Genomic DNA, 18,710 nt, shown 5'->3' with positions numbered 1-18,710 from the left:
CAAAAAAGAAAAAAAGTTAAAAAACACTATGGGAACATGGCCTATGATTTCATATGATGGAAGCTTAAAGTGATGAAATTCAGTAAACGGGGTGAAGAACGTGTCTGCATTTTCCGGCTTGACCGATCAAGCGCAAGAAAATGATCATGCCACAAACGGCGTTGATTCCAATGAGGATAAAGCAACGCACGCTCCTATTCCCATTGCTGTTTCCTTGTCTTTAGCGGCTGCCATTCGCGCCCATAAGAAAGGGAAAATGGAAAAAGCGGTTCAGATCTACAGTGATATTCTGCGAAAGTTCCCTGATCATGCGGATGCAAATTACCTGTTGGGCGTTGCCGCGTTTGAACGGGGGTTGAAAATGGATGCGGTTGCCATGATCGAACGCGCGATTGAGGCAGACCCGCATAACGCGGCTTATTTTGGTAAACTCGGTGAAATCCTCACCTTATTGGGGCGTTCTGAACGGGCAAATGCGGCGTATGAACGCGCCGCTGACCTTGCCCCGGATGACGTACGTTTTCATATCGGGCGGGCGCAACTGTTGGAACGCAATGGCGACATTCAGGGGGCTGTTCAGCAATATCGCTATATTTTAGAAAAATGGCCAGATTCGTTTGAAGCCTTTTATCGGTCCGGGGCCATTGAAGCCCGTCTTGGCAACCGGGATCAAGCGCGTGAACATGTAAAGAAAGCCCTTGAAATCAAAGCGGATTATGCCGAGGCGCATTTGCTTTATGCCTTGTTAATTTTGGCTGTCGGGGATACGCAACGTGCGCGTAAACATTTTCTTTTGGCTTCAGAACACAGCAAAGGGCGAAATGATATTCATATGAAATCGGCTGCAAAATTGATGCAGTTGAAGGATTGGAATGGTGCCCTTGTTGTTTTGCGCCGCGAAACCAAGTTGGATGGAAATCATGCAGAAGCCTATCTTATGATGGGGGACTGCCTGTCTAGCAAAGAAGAATATGACGGTGCGATTTTAAGTTACGAACGCGCCCTTGAAAACCGTCCTATGCTGGCCAAAGCGCATGCGCGGCGTGGCTTGGCCTTACTCAATCTCGCGCAGATACAGGAAGCGCGCCAAGCCTGCCAAAAAGCCGTACAGATTGATGCAGGTGATTGGGAAAGCCTATGTGCCCTTGGTGTTGTTATGCGTGAAGATAACGACATTCTGGATGCGATTGAGTGTTTGGGAAAGGCCGCAAAACTCGCCCCGATGGAGGTTCGCCCCTGCCTGGAATTGGCGTTAGCCTATCAGGATGATTTAAATGCCAAACGTGCTTTGAAGTATATTTTAAAAGCACAGGACTTAGCCCCGAAAGATGCGGAAGTTGATTTCCGTAAAGCCCAGATTTTGTTGCAAAACGGGGATTGGGCCGAGGGTTGGACAGCCTATGAAAGTCGCATTCAACTACCCCATTATCATTGTGTCTTACCCAGGGGGGGCGATGATGCGCCTTTATGGGATGGACAACCGGCTAAAAACAAAAGAATAGTTTTATACACCGAAGGTGGTTTTAGCGAGGCGATTCAATTTGCCCGCTTTGTCCCTTTGGTGAAGAAATATGTCGGGGAAGTTTATCTCGCCTGTCCCAAAAATTTGGCCCGCTTGTTTGCGCCATTGGATGGTCTGGACGGCGTTGTGCCGCAAGATACGCCCTTGCCCCGCCATGATATTCGGGCTTCTGTAAATAGTTTACCGGGCTTACTCGGGCTTCGTTCACCCGATGATTTACCTGCCTTTACACCTTATCTGAAAGCTGCGGAGCGTGATGTAGCGCAATGGCAGGATCGCTTGATTAAAGAGGCAGAGGGCACAAAGGTTGGCCTTGTGTGGCAAGGGGATCGCCAGTATCGCAAGGATCCGCGCCGCTCCCCTGGAATTTGGCCGTTTTCACGTCTGTTTTACATGCGCAATATCGATTTTTTCAGCTTGCAGGTGGGGGACGGCGCAGATGTTCTGACGGACCCGCAGCTTTCCAAAGTCGTGCGCAATTACGGTTTGGATTTGCTGGATTTTGCCGACACCGCCGCCCTGATCGAAGCACTGGATTTGGTTATAACCTGTGATACGGCCGTTGGGCATTTGGCCGGGGCGATGGGCAAACCTGTCTGGATGGTGTTACCTTATGCGGTTGATTGGCGTTGGGGCTTGCCTGTTGCGGGCGAAGCTGTCACAAGTCTGTGGTATCCGTCTGTGAAACTGTACCGTCAATCGGCGCATGGGGATTGGGCGGATGTTTTTGCCCGTTTAGGGCTGGAACTGGATCGTTTTACTACTCAACAATAAGATAACATAAGGAATAAGGCTGTGGGACGTCAGACACCTGTCGATATGGTCATCAAAAAACTACGCAAAAAACTGGGGCCGGACCCGCTTCTTTGTAACGAGGAGCACCGCATCCAAGTGACCGATGAAGACAACGGTTGCCTTTTTGCCAGCGTTGAACACGATTTGGAACCCAATTGTACGTGGTTGGGGCTTTATTCAGAAGAACTGGAAATGGATTTTGATGTCAAGATCGATGAAAGATCAGGCAAGATACTTAAAGATAAGAAGATCAAAGCAGTGAACGAAATGATTAAGTTCACTGGTGTAGACGTATTTGTCGATACGCTGGCTGAGAAAATTCTTGCCTTTAATGAAGAACTTCGCAGCAGCCGTTAATAACCTGTCAGACCTGTAAAGGCAGCAATAATCAATAAACCGGAAGTGAGAATGGGGAAAAAGACATATCCCCAGCTCAACGCCATAGTCATTTTGAACAGGCGGCTGTCCGTACATTTCTTATGCAGGAAAATACCAAGGGTGCCGATAAGGACAGCTAATATAGGCAGTTCAAAAAAAGTACTGGTGTAGATATCAAACAACCCGTAATCCCATCTCATTTGTTCGGGGGTAAGCCACAAGGTCAGGCTTAACAGCCAAACAGCGGACATCAAAACAGCAGAAATGGGAAAGAAAATCATAAGCTTAATATGGTTTACGCGTTGTAATCCAACCCCCAGTAATTGAAACGTTCCGGGTCGTCCCCCCATTTGTCACGCACTTTGACAAACAGGAACAGGTGAACACGACACTCCAGAATTTCCTCAAGCTGTTTTCGGGCGTTTGCGCCAATCGCTTTGATCTGTTGACCGCCCTTACCCAGAATGATTTTCTTCTGACCATCGCGGGCAACATAGATGATTTGTTCGATTTTGACGCTGCCGTCTTTCTTTTCTTCCCATGTTTCCGTTTCAACGGTGGTTGAATAGGGAAGTTCTTGGCGCAGTTTAAGATATAGCTGTTCTCGGGTGATCTCGGCCGCCAAAAGACGTTCCGGCATATCAGAAACTTGATCTTCCGGGAAAAGCCACGGACTTTTTGGAAGCTTCTCTGCGATAAAATCAACAAAATGATCCAAACCGTCCCCTTTGATGGCGGAAACCATAAAGGTATCTGTGAAGATGCCTTCATCATTCAATTTTTGCGTCAATTCCAGCAAGGTCGCTTTGTCCACCAGATCAATCTTGTTGATAATCAGGATGGCTTTGCGTTTCTGTTCTTTCAACGTATCGATAATGCTTTGTGTTTCGTGGCTGATCCCGCGTTTGGCATCAATCAATAAAACGATGTGGTCGGCATCGGCTGCCCCGCCCCATGCGGCGGCAACCATTGCGCGGTCCAAACGGCGTTTCGGGGCAAAAATCCCCGGTGTATCCACAAAAATGATCTGGCTGTCACCGCGCATCATAATGCCCAATACGCGGGTGCGTGTGGTTTGCACCTTTGGGGAGACGATGGAAACTTTTGTGCCGACCATATGGTTGATCGCGGTGGATTTACCGGCATTCGGGGCGCCAACAAAGGCGACGAAACCGGCACGTTGATTGGCAAAATCGTTTTGCTCTGTCATTTATTTTGATCCAAAAGTACATCTAAAAGGGCACCGGCAGCAGCCTGTTCGGCTTTGCGTTTCGAGGTGCCTTGTGCGCGTTGTGGTGTATGGTTTAAAACCCTGACTTCAATTTCAAAAACAGGGGCATGTGCGGGACCGGTTTGCTCGACGATTTTATAGGCAGGCAGCGGCAAGCCACGGCCTTGCGCCCATTCTTGCAAGGCGGTTTTATTGTCTTGCGGTGGCGTCAGGTCTTCTTCGACCAGTTCGGCCCAAAAACGTGATATAAAGGTTTGCGCCGCATCAAACCCACCGTCTGTGAAAATGGCACCGATGACGGCTTCGCATGTATTGGCGAGTATGGCGGGATTTTCACGCCCCCCGCCTGCTGCTTCGGCCGGAAGCATATCAATATATTCACCCAGTGAAATGGTCTCTGCAACGCGGGCCAAGGCTTCGCGACGGACCAAGGCGGTGTGACGGCGTGCCAAGTCCCCTTCCCTGTCTTTAGGGAAGCGATTAAAAAGCATGTCGGCGACGACGAGGCCGACAACGCGGTCTCCTAAAAATTCGAGACGTTCGTTATCGACGCTTTGTCCGTCTTTTTTACGACGATGTGTGCTGGAATGAACGAGGGCCAGTTTTAAAGTGGCCCTGTCGTTAAAGGCGTAGCCTATCGTGTCTTCAAGCTGTGCCGGGTCAAGCATATGTTATTCAATACCTGTAAAGAGGCGGGAAAAGCGAATAGCAGACAAATCCCAGATCGGTTCCAATGTATCTTTAGAATAAAAGAGAAACTCTGCACGACCAACCAGATTTTTCGCCGGGATAAAGCCGACTTCGGCAATCCAGCGGCTATCTTGTGAGTGGTCCCGGTTATCCCCCATTGCAAAATAATGTTGTGGCGGGACGGTATAGACCGGTGTGTTATCGTTCCAACGCCAGTTATCGCTGGCTTCTGCAATCAGGTGTTTCACCCCATTGGGAAGGGTTTCCATATATTTGGTTGTCCGTTGAACGCTGCCATATTGATCGCGGGAAACGAATTCCCCGATTTTTTCGCGTTTGACGGCTTCGCCGTTGATATGGAGAATACCGTTGATCACCTGAATTTTATCACCCGGCAAACCAACGATGCGTTTGATATAGTCTTTAGACGTATTGGTCGGCAATTTGAAAACGGCGACATCACCGCGTTCCGGCTGACTTTCAAAAATGCGTCCGTCAAACAGGTTGACACCAAGAGGTAAGGAATAGGTGCTATATCCATAAGAAAACTTGGATACGAACAGGTAGTCTCCGATCAAAAGTGTCGGTTTCATTGAGCCGGATGGGATGTTGAAAGGTTCGTAGGCGATGGTGCGGATGCCCAAGGCAAGAACAATTGCCCAAAAGACTGTTTTAATCGTATCCATGAATAAGCTTTTATGTCTCGTTAAATTTGAGGGAAGATGAATCCAACCTTATGGGTAACTTGTCAAGCATCATCTGCCTTTGCAAGGGCAGAAATAATGACGATGGCATGGGCCATAGGGTATTCATCCGTTAAGGAAATGTCGATTTGGGCTGTCATGCCTTCGGGGATCAATTTATCCAAACGTTCTTTTGCCCCACCGCGCAAAGTCAGGGTTGGCTTGCCGGAAGGCAGGTTGTCATTGACGAGGTCGCGCCAGAAAACCCCCTCTCGAAAGCCTGTGCCCAGAGCCTTGGAGGCAGCTTCTTTTGCAGCATAGCGCATGGCAAAACCATTTGCGACATGGGCACGCTTTTGTACTTTTTGAATTTCTTCCGGGGCATAGACCCGTTCAATAAAACGATCCCCAAATTTTTCCAGAGTTTTTTCGATGCGCCGGATATCAATAAGATCCGTCCCAATACCGATGATCATTTTTGCAGACCCAGACGGGCTTCGTTCATCAGGCTGCGCATTTTTTCCATTGCTTCGGCCAAACCACAGAAGATAGCTTCACCAATCAGGAAATGTCCGATGTTGAGTTCAACAATATTTGGGATTTCGGCAATGGGTTTAACGGTGTCGAAGGTCAAGCCATGACCGGCGTGACATTCCAGCCCCAATTCATCGGCATAGGCTGCGGCCTTGATGATGCGGGTTAATTCACGATCACGTGCCGCCCCTGTTTCATCGCAATACGCCCCTGTATGGAGTTCAATCACGGGTGCGCCGAGTTTTTTGGCCGCTTCCAACTGTGCCGGGTCGGCCTCGATAAAAAGGGAGACCCGCATACCGGCATCGGATAGTTTGGCCACAATCGGTTTTAGATGATCAAATTGCCCCTTCGCATCCAATCCGCCTTCGGTGGTGCGTTCTTCACGTTTTTCCGGCACGATGCAGGCGGCATGCGGACGATGGCGCAACGCAATGGAAACCATTTCATCGGTTGCGGCCATTTCAAAATTAAGCGGTAGATTAATCTCGTTCGTTAGCCGGGTTATGTCATTATCTGAAATATGGCGGCGATCTTCGCGCAAATGGGCTGTGATACCATCGGCACCTGCGCTTGCCGCCAATTGGGCCGCACGTACCGGGTCGGGAAACGAGCCGCCACGGGCGTTTCGAATAGTTGCAACGTGGTCGATATTGACGCCCAGACGCAATTTATTGGTCATCATGGGAATGTCCTTTGAACGTAGATTTTTGTGCAATGGCGTGTTTTTTGACACGACGAGCATGATAACGCTGAACCATGATTTTAATCGGAAAGAAAAATAAAATCCAGACAACAACAAAACTGGGAAGCCCGCCTATAAACATAGGCCAAAGCACAGGCCATGCAATTTTACCGACATAGGCGAGGTCGAGGCTTTTAACCGCTGTCATCAGGTTTTCGAAGAAACTGAGAAAATCCAGATCATTTGCAGCATGAACATCCCCTGCCCCCATCCATAAGCCCAAGCGATAAATGCCAACCCAGATGAAGGGAAAAGTCCAGGGGTTTCCGACCAATGTACCGATCCACGAGGCCAGCAGATTACCGCGTATCAGCCATGCAAACAACGCCCCGCCTGCCAGATGAAGGCCAACAAAGGGCGTAAAGGAAATGGCGGCCCCACAGGCAAAACCGGCTGCGATGCTGTATGGTGTTCCGGGTAAGCGGGCGACACGGTGCCCGACATATTTAGAGGATCGTTTCCATCCGATCGAAGGCCAGAAAAAACCTGATATCCGTTGCAGAATGGAGGGCTTGTTGCGACGTCGAAACATATCCGCCCCTAGCTTCTGGAACGTTCAACGGAATTGATTTCCGGTGTGGCGCGCAGGGCGGCAATGATATTGGTCAGGTGGCGGACATCGTCCACTTCCACATCAATGATCATTTCGAAAAATTCTTGCGTACGGTTCATAATTTTAAGGTTGTGAATATTACCGTTATTTTTGGCAATAACCATAGACAGTGCGCCCAGCGCCCCTTTATCATTCATAACCATCAGCTTCATGCGTCCTACGTGTTTGGCCGAAATATCGTGCTGTGACATATCCCATGATACATCCAACCAGCGTTCCGGTTCGTTTTGGAATTGCATGAGGCTATCACAATCAATTGTATGAATTGTGACACCGCGCCCGGTTGTTACGATGCCGACGATCCGGTCCCCCGGCAGGGGGTGACAGCAGCCCGCAAAATGCATTGCCATTCCCGGAATAAGCCCGCGAATGGGGACCGAGTCCGCAGAGGGTTTATCTTTGTGGGAGCGAACCGGAATTTTGGTCGATGTTGTTGTTTTCTTGGCTTTTATACCGGGGAAAACAGCTTCGACGACTTCGCGTGCCGGGGTGTGACCGCTGCCGACTTCGGCGATTAAGTCTTCTGCATCTGTAACGTTAAACTTTTTAAGGACGCCGTGTAGTGCTTTTTCAGAATATTGATAGTCTTCCTGCTTGAAGGCGCGTTGCAGCATGATTTTGCCAAGAGCAAGATATTCGTCGCGTTGTTGCAGGCGGATATAGCGTCGAATACAGGCGCGTGCTTTGCCAGTAACCACAAAACGTTCCCATGTTGGGGACGGTTGCGGGACTTTAGACGTGATAATTTCGACCTGATCACCGTTTTGTAATTCTGTACGCAAGGGAACAATGCGACGATTGATTTTTGCACCAACGCAGCGATTACCTATTTCCGTATGAACAGCATAGGCAAAATCAACGGGTGTGGCCCCGCGTGGCAAGTTGATCAAGTCGCCCTTTGGTGAAAAACAGAAGACCTGATCCTGAAACATACTTAATTTTGTGTGTTCCAAAAATTCTTCGGGATCATCCGCACTGTCCAAAATATCCAGCAATTCACGTAGCCAGCGATACTGGCGCCCTTCGGTCATCTGGCTGTTTGAACCACCCTGTGCTTTGTAATGCCAGTGGGCAGCCACACCGTATTCGGCAATTTCATGCATTTCGCGGGTGCGGATTTGAATTTCGATACGATGATGGTCCGGTCCAAAAACACCGGTATGCAGGGATTGATATCCGTTTGGTTTTGGTGTGGATAGATAATCTTTAAAACGACCAGGAACGACCGAATATTTACCGTGGATAATACCAAGCGTGCGATAACAGTCTTCGACACTATCAACAATGATACGAAAGGCCATGATATCGCAAAGTTGTTCAAAACCAACATCTTGGCGCTGCATTTTGCGCCAGATAGAATAAGGGGCCTTTTCGCGCCCGGTGATATCGGCGTCGATATCCTGTTCTTTTACGGTATCACGCAGTTCTTTGAGAATACGCCCGACCAAGCCGCCGCCTTGTTCGCGCAGGAATTCCAGCCGTGTGATAATGGAATCACGGGCTTCCGGGTTCAACTGGGCAAAGGACATATCCTGCAATTCGTCCTTAATTTCATGCATGCCGATCCGTTCTGCCAACGGGGCGTAAATTTCCATTGTTTCGGCAGCGATACGACGGCGTTTTTCCTCTTTTTTAATGAAGTGGATCGTACGCATGTTGTGCAGGCGATCAGCAAGTTTGACCAGCAGGACGCGAATGTCATCGGACATGGCGATGACCAGCTTGCGCAGGTTTTCTGCCTGTTTGGTATGCGAAGACTGTAACTCGATCTGCGTCAGCTTGGTAACGCCGGACACTAGGCGCGATACCCGTTCACCGAAGGCATTTTCAATATCTTTTTGTGTGACTTCGGTGTCTTCAACGGTGTCGTGCAGCAACGCTGTAATGATGGTGTCCGTATCCATCCGGTAATCGGTCAGGATACCGGCGACTTCCAGCGGGTGCATGAAATAAGGGTCGCCCGAGGCACGTTTTTGTGAACCGTGTGCCTTCATGGCAAAAACATAAGCGCGGTTGAGGGCATCCTCATCCGCGCTTGGATCATAGGCCTTGACCCGCTCAACCAGCTCATATTGACGGATCATGGGGTCTTTTCCTTAGTCTTCGTCGTCGATTTCAACTTCGTCTTGGAAAGCAAAGGCACCAGCCGCATCCAATGTGGCGCTATCGTCTTGTGCGTTCAAGGCATCCGCCAAAGCATCTGCGCTTTCTTCGATTTCGTTTGCATTATCTTCCGCATCGTCTTCGTCACGAGACGGGGCCATGCGCTGTGAACCACGGATCAGAGACTCTTTCAATTCAGGAATTGAAATGGTTTCATCAGCGATTTCACGCAAGGAGACGACCGGGTTTTTATCGTTGTCACGATCTACAGTCAGTTCTGCACCAGCGGAAATATCACGTGTGCGCTGTGCTGCGGACATCACCAACTCAAAGCGGTTCGGGATCTTAACGATACAATCTTCTACGGTAACGCGAGCCATTAAGTCGTCACTCCAAAATATATAAAAATGCGAAGGGCGCAAAATATAGCGCCGATACCTGTTAAATCAAGCCTATTCTTGCTTGATCGGGCGAATAATCTGATCTTTTGGCAATTGTGCCACCAGATCTGAAAGGTTTGATTTCAGTTTCGGGTGTATCCATTGCGGGTTGAGGTCTGTCAATGGTAAAAGAACAAAGGCCCGTTCATGCATGCGTGGATGGGGTACACAAAACGGTTTGTCTTCGATTTTCCCCTCATCTTCAATAATTTGGGTGTGATAGGCGATTAGGTCAAGGTCTAGAACGCGCGGCGCATTGGCTTCTGATCGGACCCGCCCAAATTCATGTTCGATTTTTAAAAGCTGCTTTAACACATCACGGGCCTTCAAGTCCGTTTCAATCGCAACAACACCGTTTACGTACCAAGGTTGATCCGACATAGGGACGGGCGCACTTTCATACCAGCGCGAAACTTTGACAATGCGTAGGCCAAAGTCGCAAAGACGCGTGATACAGGCATTTAGCGTGTCGACCGGGCTGCCGTGAATGGGGGATGGCAAATTTGCGCCAAGTCCGATGTAAATCATGTGATAAATCCTTGCGAAAAAAGAGATTTCGCGTAATATGGTAGGCGTTTTTATAGTGTTGCCGTTATATTTTGGCAATGAATTTATACTTTAACAATTGGAAATAAAGATGATTTTTTATCCTCAAGAACGTATGGGTTTATTTATTGATGGTTCCAACCTTTATGCCGCTGCCCGCGCCCTGAATTTCGACATTGATTACAAACGCCTTTTAGAAGTCTTTGCCAGTAAAGGGCATCTTATTCGGGCATTTTATTACACAGCCTTGGTCGAAGATCAGGAATATTCACCGATTCGCCCGCTTGTCGACTGGCTCGACTATAACGGTTATACGATGGTCACAAAACCGACCAAGGAATTTACCGATGCGCAGGGACGTCGTAAAATTAAAGGCAATATGGACATTGAACTGGCCATTGATGTTATGGAAATGGCCGAACATCTTGATCATATTGTTATTTTCTCCGGTGATGGCGATTTTCGACGTCTTGTTGATGCTGTTCAGCGCAAAGGTGTGCGGGTTACTGTGGTCAGCACGGTTCGGTCCAACCCGCCGATGGTTGCCGATGAATTGCGCCGTCAAGCCGATAACTTTATTGAACTGAGCGATTTGGAAGATACCATTACGCGACCGCTTGGGGGCGGTTCTTCTCAACCGACCTTCGATGACGATTATATCGACGACGAGGAAGAAGCAGACTACGACGAGTAAGTTACAATGACTTTTAGCGCCCCTTCCATGCCGGAACACGATTGTGGGTTCTGCCCGCGTTTGGTTGAATTTCGTGAAAGTAATCGTGAAAAATTCCCGGATTTTTTCAATGGCCCTGTGCCCTCATTCGGTCCGCTTGAGGCGCAGTTGTTGGTTGTTGGTTTGGCACCCGGATTGAAGGGGGCCAATTGTACAGGGCGCCCCTTTACCGGGGATTATGCGGGCGACCTGCTTTACCCCACGCTGAAAACATTCGGCTTTGCGCACGGTGATTATGGCGCGCGCCCGGATGATGGTTTTGAACTGCACAATTGTCGGATTACCAATGCCGTGCGCTGCGTCCCACCACAGAATAAAACCATTGCATCTGAGGAACGGGCCTGTCGCCCCTTCTTGATTGATGAAATGGGAGCCATGAAGAACTTGCGTGTTCTTGTGGCCTTGGGCGGTGTGGCACACAATGCGGTGATACAGACATTGGGACTAAAAAAATCGCAGTGGAAATTCGGTCATAACATACGTCACGACCTTGGGGGTGGTTTGCCTGTCCTGTTCAACAGCTATCACTGTTCGCGCTACAACACGAATACAGGCCGTTTGACACAAGAGATGTTTCACGATGTATTTCGTTCTGTCTGTGCAGAATTAAACGCTTAATCTAAGGGGAAAATAAATGGAAATCGTATGTCTTGATCTTGAAGGGGTTTTGATCCCGGAAATCTGGGTTAATTTTGCAGAAAAAACCGGGATCGAAGCCTTGAAACGGACGACACGTGATGAACCGGATTACGATGTTCTCATGCGGTATCGTCTGGATATTCTGGATCAGCATGGTTTGAAGATGAAAGACATCCAGGATGTCATTGACAGTCTTGGCCCGCTGGACGGTGCACGTGATTTTTTGGGGAAGTTACGCGAAGACTTTCAAGTGGTTATTCTGTCGGACACCTTCTATGAATTTGCGGAACCTTTGATGCGTCAATTGGATTTGCCGACCCTGTTCTGCCACCGTTTGATCGTTGATGAAAATGATCGGGTTGCGGATTACAAATTGCGCCTGAGCGACCATAAACGCAAAGCAGTTGAGGCCTTTAAAAAGCTGAATTTCTATACCATTGCAGCCGGTGATTCCTATAACGATACAACCATGTTGGGCGAAGCGGATACCGGCATTTTGTTCAGCGCGCCGGATAATGTGATTGCCGAGTTTCCGCAATTTAAAACAGCCTTCAAATATGATGAATTGATGGCTCACATCCGTACAGCGAGCCCACGTTTTGGCTGAAATTATTAATTTAAGGCAAAAACGAAAGCAAAAGGCGCGCACCGATAAAGAAAAACAGGCCGAAGAAAATCGCGTGAAATTTGGGCGCACAAAAGAGCAAAAGAAAAAAGAGGCATTTGAAGCAGATAAGTTGCGTAAAAACGTAGATGACGCAAAACGCGAGGACGAATAGGCCTCATATGATCATTTAAAAAAAACGCTCCCTCAAATCCGGGGAGCGTTTTTTTTGTGTCTGATGTTTTTTTCGGCTTATTCGGATTTGTCCGGGTCGAGCATTTTGTGCATATGGACGATCACATATTTGGTGTGTGCTTCGTCAACGCGGGCCTGACTGGCACCACGCCATGCATTCAATGCAGCTTCGTAGCTGGGGAAAATGCCGACGATATCAAGATTGTCAGGATCGACGAAATCATTGGTTTGCGGATCGGCAACTTCACCGCCAAAAACCAAATGAAGCAGAGGCTTCTCCATAGAGCTTTCCTTTTCAAGTAAAAGTAACAAACAACGAGATTTTCAATAAATATACGCATGCGATATGTGTATTTCAATCAGTTATTTCAATAAATATTTGGTATTACCAAGAAAAAGGTAATACCGGATAGTTATTACATGTATTTATAATTTATTTTCATTGTTTTTATTTAAAAAATTTCAGTGTACGCAAATATAGGCAGGTAATCACGTTCTTGTGATCCGTTGTGATTCCCCTTCTACATCAAAAATGTGAGACAAACTATTTATCGGCATTGTTCAACACGCCGCTTTTATATGTTTCTATTTTAATCTGGAGGTTTCCAATATGTCCGTCATTAGCAAAAAACAAGTGATCAATGGTGTGGCCTGTGCCGTTATGGTTGGTGCGATGAGTGCCGCTGTCGTTTCCCCTGTACAAGCTGCATCTGTCAGCGGTGCGTTTGAAGTTGCCGGCAATCCTTGTGCTGCAAAAAATCCGTGCGCTGCGAACCCCTGTGCAGCTAAGAACCCATGCGCGGTGAAAAACCCGTGTGCTGCAAAGAATTCTTGCGCGGCGAAAAATCCCTGTGCAGCCAAGAACCCGTGTGCCGCTAAAAAGAAAATGTAATCAGCCTGCCCCTGTTGCACAGATGGCTCTGTATGAATTAAAATGCCCCAGCTTAAATGTGGCCGGGGCATTTTTCTGTTTTATGGGTTTGCAGCCTAATATTTCTCACGCATGAGACGGGCTTTATCACGTTTCCAGTCGCGGTCCTTGATGCTGTCGCGCTTGTCGTGACTTTGTTTCCCTTTACCGATTCCGATGGCAACTTTGGCGATACCACGATCATTAAAATGAATGTGTAAAGGAACCAGTGTATACCCCTTCTGTGTTGACATGCCGAGGAGCTTATCCAGCTCCCGTCTATGAACCAGTAATTTGCGCATGCGTTTGGGTTCGTGGTTGAACCGATTGCCGCCTTCATATTCCGGGATGTTGGCGTTAATGAGGTAAAGCTCACCGTTTTTTTCGGCAGCGTACGATTCTTGAATACTGGCCCGGCCATTGCGCAGGGATTTAACTTCCGTACCGGTCAGAACCATGCCGCATTCAATAATATCTTCGATAAAATAGTTATGGCGCGCCTTGCGGTTTTGTGCCGCAATGCGCGCCGAGAAGTCGTCTTTTTTGTTTTTAGAAGCCATCTTCTTAGATCATATCAAGATCGGCCAATGCCTTGCGCACGCGTTCTTTGCTGGTTTCGGCAATTTCGACCAGCGGCAAACGTGTTTCTGAAGAACAACGGCCCATCAGTTCGGCGGCATATTTGACCGGACCGGGGCTGCTTTCACAGAACATGGCATTGTGCAGCGGCAACAGTTTGAACTGAATGTCCATTGCTGTTTTTATGTCGCCTTCACGCCATGCGCGTTGCATATCGGCACAGAGTTTTGGGGCAATATTGGCGGTAACGGAGATACAGCCCGTACCACCTGCGGACAGGAACTGAACAGCCGTTGCATCTTCGCCGGATAATTGGCAGAAATCAGCACCACAAGCCAGATAGGTGTTGAGAGGACGTGTCAAATCGCCCGTTGCATCCTTCACGCCAACGATATTGGGAAGCTTTGACAGTTCAGCCATTGTTTCCACGGACATATCAATGATGGAACGACCAGGGATGTTATAAATAACGATGGGCAGATCAACTGCATCATGGATCGCTTTATAATGTGCAATCAAACCAGCTTGTGTCGGCTTGTTATAATAAGGTGTCACAACAAGGCCCGCAGCCGCGCCCGCCTTTTTCGCATGTTTCTGCAAGCTGATGGCTTCGGCCGTGTTGTTTGAACCGGTACCGGCAATAACCGGTACGCGTCCCTTGGCCGCTTCAAGACACAGTTCGACAACGCGATGGTGTTCTTGGTGGCTGAGAGTCGGTGATTCACCTGTGGTGCCGACCGGGACGAGTGCATCAGACCCTTGCTCGATCTGCCATTCAACGTGATCCTGGAACGCTTGTTCGTCGATCTGAGCGTTTTTGAACGGCGTGATCAGGGCAGGAATAGAACCCTGAAACATGTTTATCTCCTTGGAATGTGCGAGAAATTCCTCGACACACAAAATTATATTACTTTTAGAATTGGGGAACATAGCTCTTTCATTGTCAATGGGCAAGAATTCTAAATTAAAAAAGTATGTCACAACCCTTGCTAGGTAGGTTGCGGCCTTTTAAAGTGTGTGTTCAAGCAACGAACGTGAGAAGGTATCGTTGCAGGAAATAACATGGAATAGGAAGGCTCGTGGCTTTGCGTCGACTAGACCGATTAGGCAGAACATTTTTTGTATGTGCGCTTGTTTTATGGGGGCTTGGATCGTTGCATATGGCAACGGCAAAGCCTTTATCCGATCCCGATTACAAGATTGCGAAAGAAGCTTTCGCACAGGCTAAAAAGAAAAAATGGAAAGCCGCGCTTAACCGTGCGGTCAAGGCTGATAACCCGTTACCGGCGAAATTCATTCGCTGGATGCAGATTGTGGATCCGGTGAAAGATGTTCCTTTTCAGGAAATTGCAGCTTTTATCGCGCATAATTCCGATTGGCCGCGCCAATCCACATTGCAACGTCGTGCAGAAGAAGCCATGTCGGAAGCCATTCCGCCAGAATCGGTCATTCAATGGTTTAATGGTCGTCAACCGCTTAGTGCAAACGGTCATATTCGACTGTCAGCCGCTTTGTCCCAATTGGGACGAAAGCAAGAGGCCCGCGAACAAATTCGCAAATCGTGGCGGGACGTGAATTTTGGACGCCACCAGCAAAAAGATTTTTACAAACGCTATAAATCCGAACTGCGCTATGAAGATCATATCGCACGTCTGGACCGTTTGTTATGGCAAGGCCGATATTATACCGCCCGCCGTATGTTGGGATATGTCAAAAAAGACTGGCAGCATTTGGCTGAGGCACGTCTGGCTTTGCGTAAAATGCGTGGCGGTGTGGACCGGGCTATTGCCCGTGTGCCGGATGAATTGAAAGATCATCCGGGCCTTCTGTTTGAACGCATGCGTTGGCGCCGGATTAAAGGACGTGAGGAAGACGCACGTGCGTTGTTGTTTGAGGCCCCCGATGTTGTCCCCTACCCTGAGGTTTGGTGGAAACAGCGATCCATTATGGCCCGCAGTGCTGTGCGTGATGGGTATTACAGCGAAGCCTATCGGATGGTGCAGAATCACGGCTTAACCGAAGGCGCCGATTATGCGGATGCAGAATGGATTGCCGGTTGGATTAAGTTACGTTTTCTACAAGAACCCGAAGTGGCGCTTACGCATTTTGAAAATTTGTACGAGGCCGTGCAATACCCGATTAGCAAAGCACGAGGTGCCTATTGGATTGCACGTACGATGGAAAGCTTGAAACGCACAGAAGAAGCCAAAAAATGGTATGAGACAGCGGCGCTTCACCCTACGGCCTATTATGGTCAATTGGCAGGAGAGCGTATGAACAAGCGCATTCAGGTCGAATTGAATGAAAAAGCCAAGCCGAACCGTCAGGAACGGATTTTCTTCCATCAAAGTGATTTGGTTGATGTTGTCAGCTTCCTAAAACGTATGGGGGAACGCGACCTCATGCGCCACTTTATCTATCAACTGAATACCATGAGTACAACGGCGGGCTGGCGCACGCTGGTGGCCGAGTTGGCAATTGATGCCGGGCGACCTGATCTGGCTGTTTATGTCGGAAAAAAAGCCCTGCGCGAGGGACACGGTGTTATTGAAGCAGCTTATCCCTTGCTTGATCAAAAGCTTATGAGGAAAACACCGGAATCCGCTTTGGTACACAGTATTGTGCGTCAGGAAAGTGCATTTTATGAGCGTGCAACCAGTCGGGCTGGCGCACGCGGGTTGATGCAATTGATGCCACGCACAGCACACCGTCTGGCGAAACAGAAAAATTATAAATATTCTCGTCAAAAACTAACCACTCATCCCAAGCTGAATGTGTGGCTGGGCAGCGAGTATCTGGATGATCTTTTAAAGAAATTCAAAGGATCCTATGTGCTGACCTTGTCCTCCTACAATGCCGGCCCCTATCGCACACGGCAATGGATCCGCGAGTTTGGTGATCCGCGTACCGATGACCATGATTATGTGATAGATTGGGTTGAGCAAATACCTTTTAGTGAAACGCGCAATTATGTACAGCGTGTGCTAGAAAACTTGCAGGTATATCGCTATCGATTAAAATCCAAAGAGATTGCGACTTCTTTGGAGGGTGATCTGCAACGTAAGAAGTGATTTGAGAGACGTGCGATGACGCAACCGTTAAAAAATATAGAAGTTTGTATATTCGATGCTTATGGCACTTTATTTGATGTTGCGGCCTCTGCACGTCGATGTGCCAGTGATATCGGTGATAACTGGCTGGATTTTTCCGCGTTATGGCGAAAGAAGCAAGTGGAGTACACTTGGTTACGCACCATGATGGGCGATTTTCAGGATTTCTGGCATGTGACCGGTGATGCGCTGGATTTCACGATGGAAACCTTCAATATGCACGACCCGGCTTTGCGTGCAAAATTGATGGAATTGTATTTGAAGCTTGATGCCTACCCGGAAGTTGGCAAAATACTGAAAAATCTAAAAGATAGAAATATTAAAACGGTTATTTTATCGAATGGGTCACGCACCATGTTGACCAGTGCTGTGCGCAAGGCCGGACTTTATCATTTGCTGGATGGTGTTTATTCTGCCGATGAAGTCGGGGTTTTTAAGGTTGATCCGGGCATTTATGAATTCGTGTGCAGCCAATTGGACATTGATCCGTCGCAAGGATGTTTTTTATCGGCAAATTCATGGGATGCCGCCGGTGCGGCAGCTTTCGGTTTTCAAGTGATCTGGGTGAACCGTTTTGGCCAGAAACAGGAAAAACTCGGTCCGAATGCCGAGCCTCAATTCGAAATGAGATCTTTGGACCAATTACCCGCCTTGATTTCAGGTTTTTATGAATAAATATAACGAAAAAGAAATCAGTGCGGCAGATGGACTGCGTTTGTATGTGCGTGACTATCGCGAAACCGATCACACAAAACGCCCCATCCTGTGTCTGTCCGGTCTGACACGAAATTCACAGGATTTCGAAAATATTGCAGATTATTTAAATCGTTTGGGCCATCGGGTGGTGACGTTCGATTATCGCGGACGTGGAAAATCTGAATATGATGCCAATTGGGAAAACTATAACCCGGCGGTTTATGTGTCCGATATTTTTAATGTCGCCTCTGCTTTAGGTCTTCATAACTGCCATTTAATCGGGACGTCACTAGGCGGTTTGCTGAGTATGGCGATGTGTGTTGTGTCTCCCGGTTTGGTCCATAGCGTGATTTTAAATGATGTTGGCCCGGACCTTGATGAAACCGGTGTGGAAAAAATTATTGCCTATACCGGTGATGGTGAAAGCGTAACCGATCTGGAGGGTGCCGTTCAGAAGCTGAAAAAGCACTATAAAGATGAACATGGCTTTGTGGACGCAGACTGGCACCGGATTGCCCAAAAAACCTATAAACTGGATAAAGGGCGCTATGTGCCGAGTTGGGATGTCAAAATTGCAGATAGCCTGCGCGAAAGTACGACCCATGATCAAAAACAGGATTTATGGCCTTATTTTTATGCTTTGGCCGATCGTCCCGTTTTATTAATCCGTGGTGAGGTTTCCAGTGTTTTTAAACGGGAAGCATATCAACGGATGTTGGAAAGCCTGCCCCGTATCACAGGAATTGAGGTGAAAAATGTGGGGCACGCGCCAACGTTGGATGAAGAAGAGGTTCGACAGGCTGTTTTGAACTTTATCTCTGCGTAAAATAAAAAGACCGCTTCATTTAAAAAGCAGCGGTGTTAATTGTCAAGCGCCGCTGCATAATGTTGTCTCATTCTTGCATTTAAAATACCGATCATCTTTCTGATGACGGCGACGACTGCCACTTTTCCCGGTTTTCCT

General features: G+C 48.1%; 23 protein-coding genes and 1 pseudogene. 10 read left to right on the top strand and 14 right to left on the bottom strand.

The window, feature by feature from the left end:
* Nucleotides 1–100 precede the first annotated feature (100 nt).
* Together IEW74_RS13060 and IEW74_RS13055 are read left to right on the top strand one after the other, a co-directional pair.
* Nucleotides 101–2,296, top strand: a complete 2,196-nt coding sequence (locus IEW74_RS13060; RefSeq protein WP_188665964.1) for a tetratricopeptide repeat protein — start codon at nucleotides 101–103, stop codon at nucleotides 2,294–2,296.
* A 21-nt stretch (nucleotides 2,297–2,317) separates the two neighbouring features.
* Nucleotides 2,318–2,674: a hypothetical protein gene (locus IEW74_RS13055; protein WP_188665963.1), complete on the top strand. Its 357-nt coding sequence runs from the start codon at nucleotides 2,318–2,320 to the stop codon at nucleotides 2,672–2,674.
* Here IEW74_RS13055 and IEW74_RS13050 read toward each other — a convergent pair.
* From IEW74_RS13050 to folK, 10 genes are all read right to left on the bottom strand, one after another.
* Nucleotides 2,671–2,976 carry a hypothetical protein gene (locus IEW74_RS13050; RefSeq protein ID WP_188665961.1) on the bottom strand — a complete coding sequence of 102 codons (306 nt, stop codon included), beginning with the start codon at nucleotides 2,974–2,976 and terminating at the stop codon, nucleotides 2,671–2,673. The genes IEW74_RS13055 and IEW74_RS13050 overlap by 4 nt on opposite strands.
* A 14-nt stretch (nucleotides 2,977–2,990) precedes the next feature.
* Nucleotides 2,991–3,905, bottom strand: coding sequence for a GTPase Era (era, locus tag IEW74_RS13045; RefSeq protein ID WP_188665959.1), 915 nt, complete (start codon nucleotides 3,903–3,905; stop codon nucleotides 2,991–2,993).
* Nucleotides 3,902–4,594 carry a ribonuclease III gene (rnc, locus tag IEW74_RS13040; RefSeq protein ID WP_188665957.1) on the bottom strand — a complete coding sequence of 231 codons (693 nt, stop codon included), beginning with the start codon at nucleotides 4,592–4,594 and terminating at the stop codon, nucleotides 3,902–3,904. Before rnc ends, era begins: the two co-directional genes overlap by 4 nt.
* A 3-nt stretch (nucleotides 4,595–4,597) precedes the next feature.
* Nucleotides 4,598–5,302 carry a signal peptidase I gene (gene lepB, locus IEW74_RS13035; RefSeq protein ID WP_188665955.1) on the bottom strand — a complete coding sequence of 235 codons (705 nt, stop codon included), beginning with the start codon at nucleotides 5,300–5,302 and terminating at the stop codon, nucleotides 4,598–4,600.
* Nucleotides 5,303–5,364: 62 nt separating this feature from the next.
* Nucleotides 5,365–5,775, bottom strand: a complete 411-nt coding sequence (gene acpS / locus IEW74_RS13030) for a holo-ACP synthase (protein WP_188665953.1) — start codon at nucleotides 5,773–5,775, stop codon at nucleotides 5,365–5,367.
* Nucleotides 5,772–6,515 carry a pyridoxine 5'-phosphate synthase gene (locus IEW74_RS13025; protein WP_188666042.1) on the bottom strand — a complete coding sequence of 248 codons (744 nt, stop codon included), beginning with the start codon at nucleotides 6,513–6,515 and terminating at the stop codon, nucleotides 5,772–5,774. The genes acpS and IEW74_RS13025 overlap by 4 nt, the downstream gene beginning before the upstream one ends.
* Nucleotides 6,505–7,110 (bottom strand): DUF2062 domain-containing protein, encoded by a 606-nt coding sequence (locus tag IEW74_RS13020; RefSeq protein WP_188665951.1) that lies wholly within the window; start codon nucleotides 7,108–7,110, stop codon nucleotides 6,505–6,507. The genes IEW74_RS13025 and IEW74_RS13020 overlap by 11 nt, the downstream gene beginning before the upstream one ends.
* Nucleotides 7,111–7,118: 8 nt before the next feature.
* A complete protein-coding gene (locus IEW74_RS13015) occupies nucleotides 7,119–9,275 on the bottom strand; it encodes a RelA/SpoT family protein (protein ID WP_188665949.1) in 2,157 nt (718 codons plus the stop codon).
* 12 nt (nucleotides 9,276–9,287) lie between these two features.
* The gene (gene rpoZ / locus IEW74_RS13010; protein WP_188665947.1) at nucleotides 9,288–9,674 is read right to left on the bottom strand and encodes a DNA-directed RNA polymerase subunit omega; all 387 of its coding nucleotides are present in this window, start codon (nucleotides 9,672–9,674) and stop codon (nucleotides 9,288–9,290) included.
* 72 nt (nucleotides 9,675–9,746) lie between these two features.
* Complete coding sequence (folK, locus tag IEW74_RS13005; RefSeq protein WP_188665945.1) at nucleotides 9,747–10,262, bottom strand: 2-amino-4-hydroxy-6-hydroxymethyldihydropteridine diphosphokinase; 516 nt, start codon at nucleotides 10,260–10,262, stop codon at nucleotides 9,747–9,749.
* 109 nt (nucleotides 10,263–10,371) lie between these two features.
* On the opposite strand from folK, the gene IEW74_RS13000 reads away from it, so the two are divergent.
* From IEW74_RS13000 to IEW74_RS12985, 4 genes are read left to right on the top strand one after another with little or no spacing between them, the layout of a single operon-like run.
* Nucleotides 10,372–10,974, top strand: coding sequence for a LabA-like NYN domain-containing protein (locus tag IEW74_RS13000; protein ID WP_188665943.1), 603 nt, complete (start codon nucleotides 10,372–10,374; stop codon nucleotides 10,972–10,974).
* Nucleotides 10,975–10,980: 6 nt separating this feature from the next.
* Complete coding sequence (locus tag IEW74_RS12995) at nucleotides 10,981–11,631, top strand: uracil-DNA glycosylase (protein WP_188665941.1); 651 nt, start codon at nucleotides 10,981–10,983, stop codon at nucleotides 11,629–11,631.
* Nucleotides 11,632–11,647: 16 nt separating this feature from the next.
* Nucleotides 11,648–12,259, top strand: coding sequence for a bifunctional phosphoserine phosphatase/homoserine phosphotransferase ThrH (thrH, locus tag IEW74_RS12990; protein WP_188665939.1), 612 nt, complete (start codon nucleotides 11,648–11,650; stop codon nucleotides 12,257–12,259).
* On the top strand, nucleotides 12,252–12,431 hold the full coding sequence (locus IEW74_RS12985; protein ID WP_188665937.1) for a DUF4169 family protein: 180 nt from the start codon (nucleotides 12,252–12,254) through the stop codon (nucleotides 12,429–12,431). Before thrH ends, IEW74_RS12985 begins: the two co-directional genes overlap by 8 nt.
* 77 nt (nucleotides 12,432–12,508) lie before the next feature.
* Here the strand turns inward: IEW74_RS12985 and IEW74_RS12980 are convergent, their stop codons facing one another.
* Nucleotides 12,509–12,733, bottom strand: a complete 225-nt coding sequence (locus IEW74_RS12980) for a DUF4170 domain-containing protein (RefSeq protein WP_188665935.1) — start codon at nucleotides 12,731–12,733, stop codon at nucleotides 12,509–12,511.
* A 328-nt stretch (nucleotides 12,734–13,061) separates the two neighbouring features.
* Here IEW74_RS12980 and IEW74_RS12975 point away from each other — a divergent pair, with 328 nt between their 5' ends.
* On the top strand, nucleotides 13,062–13,343 hold the full coding sequence (locus tag IEW74_RS12975) for a hypothetical protein (protein WP_188665933.1): 282 nt from the start codon (nucleotides 13,062–13,064) through the stop codon (nucleotides 13,341–13,343).
* A 95-nt stretch (nucleotides 13,344–13,438) separates the two neighbouring features.
* Here IEW74_RS12975 and smpB read toward each other — a convergent pair whose 3' ends face one another.
* Together smpB and dapA are read right to left on the bottom strand one after the other, a co-directional pair.
* Nucleotides 13,439–13,921 (bottom strand): SsrA-binding protein SmpB, encoded by a 483-nt coding sequence (gene smpB, locus IEW74_RS12970; protein ID WP_188665931.1) that lies wholly within the window; start codon nucleotides 13,919–13,921, stop codon nucleotides 13,439–13,441.
* Nucleotides 13,922–13,925: 4 nt separating this feature from the next.
* The gene (gene dapA / locus IEW74_RS12965; RefSeq protein ID WP_188665921.1) at nucleotides 13,926–14,798 is read right to left on the bottom strand and encodes a 4-hydroxy-tetrahydrodipicolinate synthase; all 873 of its coding nucleotides are present in this window, start codon (nucleotides 14,796–14,798) and stop codon (nucleotides 13,926–13,928) included.
* 302 nt (nucleotides 14,799–15,100) lie between these two features.
* Here dapA and IEW74_RS12960 point away from each other — a divergent pair, with 302 nt between their 5' ends.
* The 3 genes from IEW74_RS12960 to IEW74_RS12950 are packed head-to-tail and all read left to right on the top strand — an operon-like array spanning nucleotide 15,101 to nucleotide 18,572.
* Complete coding sequence (locus IEW74_RS12960; RefSeq protein ID WP_188665918.1) at nucleotides 15,101–17,011, top strand: lytic transglycosylase domain-containing protein; 1,911 nt, start codon at nucleotides 15,101–15,103, stop codon at nucleotides 17,009–17,011.
* A gap of 15 nt (nucleotides 17,012–17,026) precedes the next feature.
* Complete coding sequence (locus IEW74_RS12955) at nucleotides 17,027–17,725, top strand: haloacid dehalogenase type II (RefSeq protein WP_188665907.1); 699 nt, start codon at nucleotides 17,027–17,029, stop codon at nucleotides 17,723–17,725.
* Complete coding sequence (locus tag IEW74_RS12950) at nucleotides 17,718–18,572, top strand: alpha/beta fold hydrolase (RefSeq protein ID WP_188665905.1); 855 nt, start codon at nucleotides 17,718–17,720, stop codon at nucleotides 18,570–18,572. The genes IEW74_RS12955 and IEW74_RS12950 overlap by 8 nt, the downstream gene beginning before the upstream one ends.
* A 35-nt stretch (nucleotides 18,573–18,607) precedes the next feature.
* Here IEW74_RS12950 and IEW74_RS12945 read toward each other — a convergent pair.
* Nucleotides 18,608–18,710 (bottom strand): annotated as a pseudogene (locus IEW74_RS12945) (IS110 family transposase); the annotation flags it as partial.

The sequence above is a fragment of the Terasakiella brassicae genome (assembly GCF_014641495.1).
Classification (GTDB): Bacteria; Pseudomonadota; Alphaproteobacteria; order Rhodospirillales; family Terasakiellaceae; genus Terasakiella; species Terasakiella brassicae.
The sequence above is the reverse complement of the archived record's forward strand: the minus strand, read 5'-3'. Positions and strand labels throughout refer to the sequence as shown.

Bases quoted from the DNA above. Each gene is read 5' to 3' on its own strand.
- IEW74_RS13050 (WP_188665961.1), bottom strand. From the start codon at position 2,976: ATGATTTTCTTTCCCATTTCTGCTGTTTTGATGTCCGCTGTTTGGCTG.
- era (WP_188665959.1), bottom strand. From the start codon at position 3,905: ATGACAGAGCAAAACGATTTTGCCAATCAACGTGCCGGTTTCGTCGCC.
- rnc (WP_188665957.1), bottom strand. From the start codon at position 4,594: ATGCTTGACCCGGCACAGCTTGAAGACACGATAGGCTACGCCTTTAAC.
- lepB (WP_188665955.1), bottom strand. From the start codon at position 5,302: ATGGATACGATTAAAACAGTCTTTTGGGCAATTGTTCTTGCCTTGGGC.
- acpS (WP_188665953.1), bottom strand. From the start codon at position 5,775: ATGATCATCGGTATTGGGACGGATCTTATTGATATCCGGCGCATCGAA.
- IEW74_RS13025 (WP_188666042.1), bottom strand. From the start codon at position 6,515: ATGACCAATAAATTGCGTCTGGGCGTCAATATCGACCACGTTGCAACT.
- IEW74_RS13020 (WP_188665951.1), bottom strand. From the start codon at position 7,110: ATGTTTCGACGTCGCAACAAGCCCTCCATTCTGCAACGGATATCAGGT.
- IEW74_RS13015 (WP_188665949.1), bottom strand. From the start codon at position 9,275: ATGATCCGTCAATATGAGCTGGTTGAGCGGGTCAAGGCCTATGATCCA.
- rpoZ (WP_188665947.1), bottom strand. From the start codon at position 9,674: ATGGCTCGCGTTACCGTAGAAGATTGTATCGTTAAGATCCCGAACCGC.
- folK (WP_188665945.1), bottom strand. From the start codon at position 10,262: ATGATTTACATCGGACTTGGCGCAAATTTGCCATCCCCCATTCACGGC.
- IEW74_RS13000 (WP_188665943.1), top strand. From the start codon at position 10,372: ATGATTTTTTATCCTCAAGAACGTATGGGTTTATTTATTGATGGTTCC.
- IEW74_RS12995 (WP_188665941.1), top strand. From the start codon at position 10,981: ATGACTTTTAGCGCCCCTTCCATGCCGGAACACGATTGTGGGTTCTGC.
- thrH (WP_188665939.1), top strand. From the start codon at position 11,648: ATGGAAATCGTATGTCTTGATCTTGAAGGGGTTTTGATCCCGGAAATC.
- IEW74_RS12980 (WP_188665935.1), bottom strand. From the start codon at position 12,733: ATGGAGAAGCCTCTGCTTCATTTGGTTTTTGGCGGTGAAGTTGCCGAT.
- IEW74_RS12975 (WP_188665933.1), top strand. From the start codon at position 13,062: ATGTCCGTCATTAGCAAAAAACAAGTGATCAATGGTGTGGCCTGTGCC.
- smpB (WP_188665931.1), bottom strand. From the start codon at position 13,921: ATGGCTTCTAAAAACAAAAAAGACGACTTCTCGGCGCGCATTGCGGCA.
- dapA (WP_188665921.1), bottom strand. From the start codon at position 14,798: ATGTTTCAGGGTTCTATTCCTGCCCTGATCACGCCGTTCAAAAACGCT.
- IEW74_RS12960 (WP_188665918.1), top strand. From the start codon at position 15,101: ATGGCAACGGCAAAGCCTTTATCCGATCCCGATTACAAGATTGCGAAA.
- IEW74_RS12955 (WP_188665907.1), top strand. From the start codon at position 17,027: ATGACGCAACCGTTAAAAAATATAGAAGTTTGTATATTCGATGCTTAT.
- IEW74_RS12950 (WP_188665905.1), top strand. From the start codon at position 17,718: ATGAATAAATATAACGAAAAAGAAATCAGTGCGGCAGATGGACTGCGT.